This window comes from Teichococcus deserti (genome assembly GCF_001982615.1).
GTDB lineage: Bacteria > Pseudomonadota > Alphaproteobacteria > Acetobacterales > Acetobacteraceae > Pseudoroseomonas > Pseudoroseomonas deserti.
In genome coordinates, this window is the sequence record NZ_MLCO01000342.1 from 1 (window position 1) to 10,045 (window position 10,045).

11 protein-coding genes are annotated in these 10,045 nt (G+C 71.8%); 6 read left to right on the forward strand and 5 right to left on the reverse strand.

The window, feature by feature from the left end; genetic code table 11:
- The first annotated feature begins 138 nt into the window (after positions 1-138).
- Both BKE38_RS26515 and BKE38_RS26520 read left to right on the forward strand, forming a co-directional pair.
- Positions 139-927 (forward strand): ABC transporter permease, encoded by a 789-nt coding sequence (locus BKE38_RS26515; protein ID WP_076960202.1) that lies wholly within the window; start codon positions 139-141, stop codon positions 925-927.
- The gene (locus tag BKE38_RS26520; RefSeq protein WP_076960203.1) at positions 927-1,592 is read left to right on the forward strand and encodes an RraA family protein; all 666 of its coding nucleotides are present in this window, start codon (positions 927-929) and stop codon (positions 1,590-1,592) included. Before BKE38_RS26515 ends, BKE38_RS26520 begins: the two co-directional genes overlap by 1 nt.
- 39 nt (positions 1,593-1,631) lie before the next feature.
- Here BKE38_RS26520 and BKE38_RS26525 read toward each other — a convergent pair whose 3' ends face one another.
- Positions 1,632-2,411 carry a MipA/OmpV family protein gene (locus BKE38_RS26525; protein WP_076960204.1) on the reverse strand — a complete coding sequence of 260 codons (780 nt, stop codon included), beginning with the start codon at positions 2,409-2,411 and terminating at the stop codon, positions 1,632-1,634.
- 250 nt (positions 2,412-2,661) lie between these two features.
- On the opposite strand from BKE38_RS26525, the gene BKE38_RS26530 reads away from it, so the two are divergent.
- Positions 2,662-3,345 carry a response regulator transcription factor gene (locus tag BKE38_RS26530; protein WP_076960205.1) on the forward strand — a complete coding sequence of 228 codons (684 nt, stop codon included), beginning with the start codon at positions 2,662-2,664 and terminating at the stop codon, positions 3,343-3,345.
- Between the two features lie 11 nt (positions 3,346-3,356).
- The gene (locus tag BKE38_RS26535) at positions 3,357-4,691 is read left to right on the forward strand and encodes a sensor histidine kinase (protein ID WP_076960206.1); all 1,335 of its coding nucleotides are present in this window, start codon (positions 3,357-3,359) and stop codon (positions 4,689-4,691) included.
- Here BKE38_RS26535 and BKE38_RS26540 read toward each other — a convergent pair.
- Positions 4,679-5,365 (reverse strand): fumarylacetoacetate hydrolase family protein, encoded by a 687-nt coding sequence (locus tag BKE38_RS26540; protein ID WP_076960207.1) that lies wholly within the window; start codon positions 5,363-5,365, stop codon positions 4,679-4,681. The genes BKE38_RS26535 and BKE38_RS26540 overlap by 13 nt on opposite strands.
- Before the next feature lie 108 nt (positions 5,366-5,473).
- On the opposite strand from BKE38_RS26540, the gene BKE38_RS26545 reads away from it, so the two are divergent.
- Positions 5,474-6,145 carry a FadR/GntR family transcriptional regulator gene (locus tag BKE38_RS26545; RefSeq protein ID WP_076960208.1) on the forward strand — a complete coding sequence of 224 codons (672 nt, stop codon included), beginning with the start codon at positions 5,474-5,476 and terminating at the stop codon, positions 6,143-6,145.
- 67 nt (positions 6,146-6,212) lie between these two features.
- On the opposite strand, the gene BKE38_RS26550 is transcribed toward BKE38_RS26545, so the two are convergent.
- Positions 6,213-6,932 (reverse strand): haloacid dehalogenase type II, encoded by a 720-nt coding sequence (locus tag BKE38_RS26550; protein ID WP_076960209.1) that lies wholly within the window; start codon positions 6,930-6,932, stop codon positions 6,213-6,215.
- 100 nt (positions 6,933-7,032) lie between these two features.
- Positions 7,033-8,262, reverse strand: a complete 1,230-nt coding sequence (locus BKE38_RS26555) for a CaiB/BaiF CoA transferase family protein (protein WP_076960210.1) — start codon at positions 8,260-8,262, stop codon at positions 7,033-7,035.
- 96 nt (positions 8,263-8,358) lie between these two features.
- Between BKE38_RS26555 and BKE38_RS26560 the strand changes: the two genes are divergently transcribed.
- Positions 8,359-9,048, forward strand: coding sequence for a GntR family transcriptional regulator (locus BKE38_RS26560; RefSeq protein WP_083747895.1), 690 nt, complete (start codon positions 8,359-8,361; stop codon positions 9,046-9,048).
- Positions 9,049-9,310: 262 nt separating this feature from the next.
- Here the strand turns inward: BKE38_RS26560 and BKE38_RS26565 are convergent.
- On the reverse strand, positions 9,311-10,045 hold a 735-nt coding region (locus BKE38_RS26565), incomplete at its 5' end, for a M20/M25/M40 family metallo-hydrolase (RefSeq protein WP_131829741.1).

The following is a 10,045-nucleotide window of genomic DNA, read 5'->3' on the forward strand; positions in this document are numbered from 1 at the left end:
TGACCTCGCCCTCGAGACGGTCGACTGGCCGGGCGCCGCGGCGCTGGCCATGCTGCTGCTGGGCGGGCTGCTGGCGCTGATGATCCTGCGCGGCGTGGTGGCCGCCTTCTTCCCCGCCAACCAGGCGGAGAAGACGCCATGAAGCCGAGCTGGATGCTGCGCCTCTGCGCCGCGGTGGGCTTCGCCATCCTGCTGCTGCCGGGCGTGCTGGTGCTGATCGTCAGCTTCTCGGCGGGCGATTTCCTGACGTTTCCGCCGCCCGGCCTGTCGTTCAGGTGGTATGGCGCGCTGCTGTCCAACGCGCAGCTGATGACGGCACTGGGCACCAGCGCCATCCTGGCCGCCATCGTCGCCACCGTCTCGCTGCTGCTGGGGGCGCCGGCGGCCTATGCCATCGCCCGCCTCGACTTCCCCGGCCGCGGCGTGCTGGCGGCGATGCTGGCGGCGCCGCTGCTGCTGCCGACCCTGGTGCTGGGCCTCGGCCTGCTGCTGGTTCTGCAGCCGCTGGGCCTGGCGGCGACCTGGCCCGGGCTGGTGCTGGGCCATTGCCTGGTCGCCATCCCGTTTGCCGTGCGCATCATGACCACCGCCTTCGCCGCCGTGCCGAAGGAGCTGGAGGCGGCGGCCTGGACGCTGGGCGCCACCCCCTTCCGGGCGGCGCTGCGCATCACCCTGCCCAATGCCGCGCCCGGCGCCATTGCCGCCGCGGTGCTGACCTTCCTGGTCAGCTTCGACGAGACCGTGATCAGCCTCTTCCTGGTCGGGCCGCGCCTGTCGACGCTGCCCGTGGAAATGTTCCGCTATGCCGAGCGCACCGCCGATCCGCTGATCGCGGCGCTTGCCATGACGCTGATCGCCTTCGCCCTCCTGATGGTCGTTCTGGTCGAGCGGCTGATCGGGTTCACCCGTGCCATAGGACGTGACTGATGCCGAAATACATCATCGAGGCCATGCCGGCTTCGCTCAGCACCGAGGTCGTCGGCCTGCTGGAGCAGACCGAGACGGCGACCGTCGGCCATTGGCGGCACTGGGGCTTCGTCGACCGTGGCATCCAGGGGCTGCTGCGCCGCCGCGTCGCCGGCACCGCCGTCACCGTGCAGATCCCAGGCGCCGATTCCACCCTGCTGCACCATGCCCTCGGCCTGCTGCGGCCGGGCGACGTGCTGGTGGTCGACCGGCTGGGCGATGACCGCCATGCCTGCTGGGGCGGCGGCGTGACGGTCGCCGCCAAGGCCGCCGGCGCCAAGGCCGGCGTCGTCGACGGCGCCTGCACCGACATCGAGGAGGTCGAGGGCTCCGACTTCCCGCTCTGGTGCCGCGGCCTGGCCCCCATCACCACCCGCGTCTACGACCTGGGCGGCCGCATGAACGTGCCCGTCGCCATCGGCGGCGTGGTGATCAATCCGGGCGACGCCGTGCTCTGCGACGAGAGCGGCGTGCTGGTCATGCCCCCCGAGGAGGCCGAGGCCGAGGCCCGCGCCGCCATCGCCCGCCAGGAGCGCGGCCTGGCCGTCCAGGCCCGCTGCGCCAAGGGCGAGAAGCTCGGCGATATTTCGGGCGCCACCGCCAAGGTGCTGGCCGGCCTGTCGTGACGTCTCGCGGCGGGGGGTTCGTCCCCCCGCCATGGTTGCTCAGAACCGGTAGCCGGCGCCGAGCAGGCCGAAAGGCTGGGTCTCGCGCTCGGTGATCGGGCTGTCGGCGGCATCGCCCAGCAGCTGCACCGCGCCCACCGTCGCAGAGATCCACCAGCGCGGCGTCAGCGCATAGGCGGCCGTGGCGCTGACCCGGGCGCTGCGGAAGCCGCTTTCCGGCCGGTATTCGCGGAACCGGCTGCGCGAGGCCTGGACGCGATCCACCCCGAACCACTGCTCCATGTCGTCGCCATCGGCCCAGACCAGGCTGGCCGCGCCCAGCAGCGACAGCGATTCCGTCAGCCGGTAGCGGTAGCTGGCGCCCAGGGTCACCGTGGTGCCTTCCTGGTCGCCCAGCGCCTTTTCGGCCTGGAGCGAGGCGCCGAAAGCCCCGAAATCGCCGCGCAGGAACAGGCTGGCCTTGGCCGCGCCGTCGATGTCGCCCATGCCGCGCAGCCGCGCCGCATCATCCTCGTCGCGGCCGGGCGCATAGCCGATGGCGCCTCCGGCCGAGAAAGGCCCGGACCGGAAGGCGACGATGCCCAAGCCATCGCGGGTATTGAGAAAAATGGTGTCGAGCAGGGGCAGGCCGGGGCGGTAGGCGGCCTCGACCAGCGGCACCGGGTTGACCTCCAGCGACTTGCTGCCCGGATAGGCCGGCGCGACCACGCCACCGATGCCCAGCCGCAGGTCCCAGCCGCCCTGGGCGAGCGGCGCCTGGGCCAGGGCCGGCGACGCCCCGAGGGCGAGCAGCAGCGGAAAACTGAAAGCAAGACGCATGGGGCGGCGGTCCTTGGGAGGGGCGCGGCCCGGGCGGCCAGGAGGGGCCGGCCGCCCGGACCGCCCCGCGTGAGGAGGGACGGGTCGCGGCGGCCATCCCTGACCGCGCTGGCACCGCTCTAGCCCGGCCAGGTTGCGTCAGGCTGGCAGCCTGCCGCCGCTCGCGGTTATTTTGCCGGGGCGCCGGGCGCGTCAGGCTGGCGCAATGCGGCCCGGCCATCCTGCGGCCGGCGGCGAGACGGAGAGACGGTTGCGCATCCTGCTGGTGGAAGACGAGGTGGAGCTGGCCGGCGCCCTGCGCGCGGCGCTGGACCGGCGCGGCATCCTGGCCGACTGGGTCGGCAGCCTGGCCGAGGCGCGCGAGGCGCTGAGCGGCCCGCTGGCGGCGACCGGGCTGCGCGCCATCCTGCTCGACCGCCGGCTGCCGGATGGCGACGGGCTGTCGCTGCTGCCGGCGCTGCGCCAGCTGCCCGAGGCGCCGCCGGTGATCATGCTGACCGCCCGCGGCCAGACCGCCGAGCGCGTCGAGGGGCTGGATGCCGGCGCCGACGACTATCTGGTCAAGCCTTTCGCCGTCGAGGAGCTGCTGGCGCGGCTGCGCGTCGTCACCCGCCGCCGGCTGGACCCGGGCGCCGAGCCGATGGCGCTCGGCCGGCTGCAATTCGATCCGGTCCATCGCGAGGCGCATGTCGAGGGCAGCGTGCTGGCGCTGCCCCGCCGCGAGCTCGCTTTGCTGGAGCTGCTGCTGCGCCGCGCCGGCCGTGTCGTGCTGCGCGAGGCGATGGAAAGCTTCATCTTCGGCTTCGACGACGCGCCGACCTCGAACACGCTCGACTCCCACGTCTCGCGCCTGCGCCGCCGGCTGGCCGAGGCCGAGGCCGGCATCGCCATCCACGCCCTGCGCGGCCTGGGCTACATGGCCCGCGCCGAGTGACGCAGCGCTGCATGCCCCGGGGCACGCCCCGCCTGTCGCGGCGGCTGATCATCGGCCTGGGGCTGCTGCAGGCGACGCTGGTGCTGGCGCTGATCGTCACCGAGCCGCTGCGCGAGAACAACCGGCCGCTGAACCTGCTGTCCTGGCTGGCGGCCGAGCAGGCCGGGCAGATCCTGGCGCCCGCCATCGGCCGCAACGCCGCCGGCAATCTGGCGCTGCAGACCACGCCGGAGCTGCGCGACTACCTGGCCTCGCGGCCGGACTTCTGGTTCGTCGTCACCGATGGCGACCGGCTGCTGCGCGGCGGCGCGGTGCAGGACCGCAACAAGGACGTGGTCGACGATGACGGCGTGGTGGTGCCCAGCCGCATGTCCGGCCAGGCCTCGCCGATGCTGCTGGTGACCCCGGCGGGCCGGGTCGGCGCCATGCTGGGCAATGCGCAGAGCGGCCTGCTGGAGGGCCTGTCGTTCTGGCTGGCCGACCGGCTGTGGCACGGCCTGGTCGGGCTGCTGCTGCTGGCCGCCGGCAATGCGCTGGTCATCGTGCTGGGGGTGCGCTTCCTGCTGCGCCCGGTGCGCGCCGCGGCGGACGCCGCCCGGGCGCTGCAGCCGGCCCAGCGCGGCCTAGTCCTGCCGGAGGACGGCGTGCCCGCCGAGATCCTGCCGCTGGTCAGCGCCACCAACGCGGCGCTGGCCCGGCTCGAGCATGCCCATGCCCAGCAGCGCCGCTTCATGGCCAATGCGGCGCATGAGCTGCGCACGCCGATCGCCATCCTGGCGCTGCGGCTCGACGCCGTGCCCGACGACGCGCTGCGCGAGCGGCTGCAGCAGGATGTCCGCCGCCTGACCCTGCTGGCCAACCAGCTGCTCGACCTGCAGCGGCTGCAGCAGGCCGACCCGGCCTGGGAACGGCTGGACCTGGTCGCCCTGTCGCGCGAGGTGCTGGCCGAGATGGCGCCGCTGGCCGTCGATGGCGGGCATGAGCTGGTCTTCGCCAGCGCCCTGCCGCGGCTCGAGGTGCGGGCCGACGACCAGGCGCTGCGCAGCGTCTTCTCCAACCTGATCGGCAATGCGCTGACCCATGGCGGGCCGGCCAGCCAGGTGACCGTCCGCATCAATCCCGACCGCAGCCTGGAGGTCGCCGATCGCGGCCCCGGCATCCCGCCCGAGGTGCGCGACAAGATCTTTGAGCCGTTCCAGCGCGGGATGCGCGACGGGCCGGGCGCCGGGCTCGGCCTCGCCATCGTGCGCCAGGTGCTGCAGGCGCATGGCGCCGGCATCCGCCTGATGGAGACGGGCGCCGGCGCCTGTTTCCGGATCGAGTTTCCGGAGGCTCAGCCCTTATAGGTGACGGTCACCTCGCCGACGCCCTCGCAGGTGCCGTGCATGGTGTCGCCGGGCTTCACCGCCGAGACGCCGGCGGGGGTGCCGGTCATGATCAGGTCGCCCGGCAGCAGCGCGACATAGCGCGACAGGAAGGCGATCGCCTCCGGCACCGACCAGATCATCTGGTTCATGTCGCCGGTCTGCTGCACCTTGCCGTTGACCGAGACCTCGATCTTGCCCTGCGTCGGATGGCCGATCTTGGCCGCCGTCACGATCGGGCTGATCGGGCAGGATTCGTCGAAGCCCTTGGCCAGTTCCCAGGGACGGCCGGCCTTCTTGAAGCCCCCCTGCAGGTCGCGCCGCGTCATGTCGAGGCCGATGGCATAGCCATAGACATGGTCCAGCGCCTTCGCCTGGTCGATGTCCTTGCCGCCCTTGCCGATGGCCACCACCAGCTCGACCTCGTGGTGCAGGTCCTCGGTCTGGCCCGGGAAAGGCAGCGTCCCGCCCGGCACCGCCGCATTGGCGGGCTTGGAGAAGAAGAAGGGCGGCTCGCGGTCCGGGTCATGCCCCATCTCGCGCGCATGGTCGGCATAGTTGCGGCCGACGCACCAGATGCGGCAGACGGGGAAGACCCCGTCCTCGCCGGCGACCGGCACGGTGGTCTGGGGGGCGGGTTCGATGACGTAGGACATGGGCGTCGGCCTCGTTCAACCAATTGCCCAGATTGGTTACGCCCGGCCCGCCGATGCGTCAAGCGACCCCTTGGCGACAGCCACCGACAGCCCCTATGGCATTCCGCCATGGACACCGACCGCGGCGGCATGCCGGTGCTGACCCTGCTGCAGGCCTATCTGGCGACCACGCCCCTGCCCGCCTCCGGCCGGCTGCCGCCCGAGCGCGGGCTGGCCGAGGCCCTCGGCGTCTCCCGCGCGGAGCTCCGCAAGGCGCTGGCCGCACTGGAGGCCGAAGGCCAGCTCTGGCGCCATGTCGGCAAGGGCACCTTCCTCGGCGCCCGGCCGCTCGCGGCCATCACCGGCGTCGCCGAGCTGGCCCGCGCCACCACCGCCCCGGAAGTGCTGCGCGCCCGCCTGGTGCTGGAGCCGCAGCTGGCCGGCCTTGCCGCCCGCCATGCCACGCCTGCGCAGTTGGCTGCCATGCAGGACGCCATCGAGGCCTCCCGCCGCCCCGGGCTCTCCTGGCGCGCCTATGAAGGCCAGGACGCCCGCCTGCACCGCGAGATCGCCGCCGCCGCCGGCAACGCGCCGCTGCTGCACCTGTTCGACGAGCTCGCCGCCATCCGCCGGGTGCTGACCTGGGACCGGGCGCGGACCCGGCCGGACGGGCCACCGGCGGATCATCCGTCCTTCGCCGAGCACGACGCGATCGTCGGTGCCATCGTCAGCAACGACACCGAGCAAGCCACCAGCGCCATGCACGACCATATCGCAGCGGTGCACAGGCTCATTCCATAGACAGGCAAGCGCCGGGGGGAAGTATCCCCCCGGACCCCCTTGTATTTCTGTCAGAAAGAGAAAGCCCTCAAAGACCGAGGCGGGACGCCAGGTCGGCGAAATCGCCGGCGACCACCTCCCAGTCCTGTTCGGGCACCAGATCGGTCCTCTGGGCGGGGCCATGCTCGGTGGGCCGCGCGACGAAAGCGGTGCGCAACCCGCAGCGGCGCGCGGCGGCCAGATCGCCATTGTGCGCGGCCACCAGGCAGACCTGCTCGGGGCGCAGGCCCAGCACCTCGGCGGTGCGCAGATAGGCTTGGGGGGACGGCTTGTAGGCCTGGGCGACCTCGGCGCCCAGGATCGCGTCCCAGGGCAGGCCGGCGCGCTTGGCCATGTCCAGCATCAGCCGGATATTGCCGTTGGACAGCGGCGCGATGATGTAGCCCGCCTTCAGCCGCTGCAGCCCCGCCACCGAATCCGGCCAGGGATCCAGCCGGTGCCAGGCGAGGTTCAGCGCCTCCACCTCGTCGGAAGCCACCGCCGCGATGTCGATGCCGAAGTCAGGCAGGATGTCTTCCAGGTTCTCCCGGTGCAGCACGTCCAGTCGCGTGAACGGCCGCCTTCCGCTGCGCACCTCTTCCATGGCGGGCGAGTAGCGCCGCCTCCAGGCATCGGCGAAGTCGGTAGCGCTTGCCCCCGGCGCGTGCCTGGCGAGGAATGGCTCGGCGTCGCGGGCGATGCCGCTGCGCCAGTCGACGACGGTTCCGAAGACGTCGAAGACCAGCGCCTGGACCCCGTGGAGTGTCATGGTTTCGTTCCTTCCTGGCGTTCCGGTCCGAAGAAGACCAAAAGACCAGAAAGAAAAGAAGGGGGTCCGGGGGAATTCATTCCCCCGGCGCCCGCCTTTCTCAAACGACGTTCTTCGACTTCAGCTCCGCGATCTCCGCCTCGCTGAACCCCACCCCCTTGAGGATGGCGTCGGTGTGCTCGCCGATGGCCGGCGGGTGGCTGACGACCGCGCTCGGCGTGCGGGACAGCTGCACCGGCTGGCCGACATACTGGACTGGCTTGCCGTCGCGTTCGAGGCTGCGGGCGATGCCGAGATGCTTGGACTGCACGTCCTCGAAGGCCTGGTCGATCGAATTGATCGGGCCGCAGGGGACGCCGGCCTGGTTCAGCGCTTCCACCCATTCGGCGCTGGTGCGGGTCGCGGTGACCGCCGCGATCTCGGCGTTGAGCGCGTCGCGGTTCTTGCTGCGGGCGGCACCGGAGGCATAGTCGGGGTTGGTCAGCCAGTCCTTGCGGCCGAGCGTCTCGGCGCTGCGCTCCCAGATGCGCTGGCCGGAGGCCGCGATGTTGATATGGCCGTCACTGGTCGGGAAGACGCCGGTCGGGATGCTGGTCGGGTGGTTGTTGCCGGCCTGCTTCGGCACGTCGCCGGCCATCAGCCAGCGCGCCGCCTGGAAGTCCAGCATGAACAGCTGCGCCTCGAGCAGGCTGGTATGCACCCACTGGCCGCGGCCGCTCTTCTGCCGCTCCAGCAGCGCGATCATGATGCCCTGGGAGCAGAAGATGCCGGCGCAGAGATCGGCGATGGGGATGCCGACGCGCACGGGGCCCTGGCCGGGCAGGCCGGTGATCGACATCAGCCCGCCCATCCCTTGCGCGATCTGGTCGAAGCCCGGGCGCTTGGCATAGGGCCCGTCCTGGCCGAAGCCGGAGATCGAGGCCAGGATGATGCCGGGATTCACCTTCTCCAGCGCGGCATAGTTGATGCCGAGGCGGTCCTTCACGTCGGGGCGGAAGTTCTCCACCACCACATCGGCCTTCTCGACCAGGCGGAGGAAGAGCTTGAGGCCCTCCGGGTCCTTCAGGTTCAGCGTCATGCCCCGCTTGTTGCGGTGCAGGTTCTGGAAGTCCGGCCCCTCGCGCGGGCCGCCCATCGGGTCGCCGGCGTCGAGGCCCTCGGGCATCTCGATCTTGATGACCTCGGCGCCCCAGTCGGCCAGCTGGCGGACGCAGGTTGGGCCGGAGCGGACCCGGGTGAGGTCGAGGACGGTGATGCCGGCCAGCGCGCTGGAGGCGCGGGGCGCGGCATCGGCCTCGGCGGCCGGGGTGGCGAAGGGGCTGTCATTCATTGGGTGCGGTCCTCCTGCTCGGAAGAACCGCTAGCATGTTTCGGCAGCAGTGCAAACTGTTGACGATCGACAATCCCGTGTTTCATGCTGCGCGCCATGTCCCCCGACCAGCCACCGGACCTGCCCGCCGAACTGCTGCTGCTGCGCACGAGGTCGCTGACCTCGGTGGCGGCGCAGGAGATCGAGCGGCTCATCGTCAGCGGCGCCATCCCCGCCGGCAGCCGGCTGAACGAGCAGGCGCTGGCGGCGCGCCTCGGCATCAGCCGCGGCCCGGTGCGGGAGGCGGTGCGCGGGCTGGAGCGGCAGGGGCTGGTGGTCACGGTGGTGAACCAGGGCAGCTATGTCCGCAGCATCAGCGCCGAGGAAGCGCTGGAGCTCTACGATCTGCGCGCCTTGCTGACGGGCCAGGCCTGCGAGCGGCTGGCGGCCGCGCCCCCGCCGGCGACCGTGCCGCGGCTGTCTGGCCTGGTCACCCGGATGGAGCGGGCCGCCGAGGCCGACGACGCCCCCGGCTATTACGCGCTGAACCTCGATTTCCACGCGGCCCTGCTGGAGCTGGGCGCCGGGCCGCGGGCGCAGCGGATCTATGACGACCTGGGCAAGGAGCTGAACCTGTTCCGCCGCCGCGCCCTGGTGCAGCCCGAGAAGATGCGCGAGAGCAATGCCGAGCATGCCGCCATCCTGGCCGCCATCCATGCCGGCGATCCGGTCGCGGCGCGGGCGGCGGCGGAGGCGCATGTCCAGGGCGGCAAGCGACGCTTCGCTGCGAGCCATACCCCCTTGTGAGACGGTTTCGGGCACCCCAGATCGGGGATGTCCGAAACATACTGAAAGGAGGTGATCCAGTGTCTCATTGCTCGACGTCGGCGTCCGTTGCCGATCGCTGGGTCGCTGGCCTCTCCATGGGGCCGGCGCGCTGAACGACAGCAGGCGGCAGGGCGACTGACGCCCGCCGACGACAATGCGGGGCGCCGGGTCGAAAGACCCGGCGCCCTTTCTGTTCATGCGGCCTGGCCGCACCGGGCCGAAAGACCCGGCGCCGCTCCGTTCACGCGGCCTGGCCGCAGTGGCGCAGGATGGCGACGGCGATGTCCTGCGCGGCCTCGGTGACGCTGGCGGTTTCGACAAATTCGTCCGGGCCATGCGCGCTGTAGCCGGCCGGGCCATAGACCACGCCGGGAATGCCCTGCGCCGCGTAATGCGCCGCGTCGGTGACGCCCAGCATCCCCTCCAGCCGCACGTCCCTGCCCGCCCCCTGCCGCGCCGCGACCAGGGAAGCGATCAGCGGATGGTCCTCCGGCGTGTTGACGGGCGGGAAATGCAGCCCGTGCAGATCCCAGAGCACCTCGGGCGGATGCTCGGCCAGCCAGGGGTCGGTCGCGGCGAAGCGGGCGATGGCGGCCTCGAAGCTTCTCCGGACCTCGGCCGGGTCTTCCTGCGGCAGGAACTTCAGGTCGAAGTCGATGACGCAGGTGTCGGGGACGATGCCAGGGTTGTTCAGCACATTGGGCAACCCGTCCGGGCCCAGGCCGACGCCGGCGACCATGACGCCCGGGCTGATGGTGTTCATCCCTGCCGGCAGATGCGGGAACGTCTTGTCACGGCCCCATTGCGCTTCCAGGGCCTGGACGGCGGCCAGCAGCCGGGCGCCGAGCTCCAGCGCGTTGACGCTGCGCACCGGGACCAGGGCCCCGGCCTCGGAAGGGTAGATCGAGGCGAAGCGGCGCGAGGAATGGCCGTTGCGGCCGCGCACCACCACCCGCACCCAGTCCAGCCCGCCGGC

Excerpts from the sequence above, each read along its gene's own strand:
- BKE38_RS26550 (WP_076960209.1), bottom strand. The coding sequence starts at position 6,932 with ATGACACTCCACGGGGTCCAGGCGCTGGTCTTCGACGTCTTCGGAACC.
- BKE38_RS26525 (WP_076960204.1), bottom strand. The coding sequence starts at position 2,411 with ATGCGTCTTGCTTTCAGTTTTCCGCTGCTGCTCGCCCTCGGGGCGTCG.
- BKE38_RS26545 (WP_076960208.1), top strand. The coding sequence starts at position 5,474 with ATGGACACCGACCGCGGCGGCATGCCGGTGCTGACCCTGCTGCAGGCC.
- BKE38_RS26555 (WP_076960210.1), bottom strand. The coding sequence starts at position 8,262 with ATGAATGACAGCCCCTTCGCCACCCCGGCCGCCGAGGCCGATGCCGCG.
- BKE38_RS26540 (WP_076960207.1), bottom strand. The coding sequence starts at position 5,365 with ATGTCCTACGTCATCGAACCCGCCCCCCAGACCACCGTGCCGGTCGCC.
- BKE38_RS26520 (WP_076960203.1), top strand. The coding sequence starts at position 927 with ATGCCGAAATACATCATCGAGGCCATGCCGGCTTCGCTCAGCACCGAG.
- BKE38_RS26560 (WP_083747895.1), top strand. The coding sequence starts at position 8,359 with ATGTCCCCCGACCAGCCACCGGACCTGCCCGCCGAACTGCTGCTGCTG.
- BKE38_RS26515 (WP_076960202.1), top strand. The coding sequence starts at position 139 with ATGAAGCCGAGCTGGATGCTGCGCCTCTGCGCCGCGGTGGGCTTCGCC.
- BKE38_RS26535 (WP_076960206.1), top strand. The coding sequence starts at position 3,357 with ATGCCCCGGGGCACGCCCCGCCTGTCGCGGCGGCTGATCATCGGCCTG.